General features: G+C 46.5%; 1 protein-coding gene. It reads right to left on the bottom strand.

Features of this window, described 5'->3' with window-relative positions:
• Positions 1 to 314, bottom strand: a 314-nt coding sequence (locus AB4585_RS27480; protein WP_372171918.1) for a ThiF family adenylyltransferase, incomplete at both ends; no start/stop codon positions are given.

Here is a 314-nt window from a genome sequence, read left to right as displayed (position 1 = left end):
CATCTCTCGTCCGTTAAACACAATCAATTCGCCGGTATTCAGTGTTTCAGGCTCTATGATCGCTCTTAATGCGAGCATAGATTGAAGACTGCCTATCATGTTTACACTCGGTCCCATGACACCGGTATCGCTGCATTTTGTGGCTTGATTGGACTTACTGAACGGATATAGGCAGTGATAACAAGCACTCTGATGTTGCCCATCAAAGTAAGCAACTTGGCCGTCCCAGCCTATCGCTGCACCGGACACTAATGGGGTTTGGTTAGAGATACAGGCCTTGTTGATGTCTTGTCTTGTTGGGAAGTTATCACTAC

Origin of the sequence: Vibrio sp. 10N.222.49.C9 (assembly GCF_041474985.1) — a bacterium.
Taxonomy (GTDB): domain Bacteria; phylum Pseudomonadota; class Gammaproteobacteria; order Enterobacterales; family Vibrionaceae; genus Vibrio; species Vibrio crassostreae_C.
This window is presented reverse-complemented; position numbering and strand designations above follow the sequence as displayed.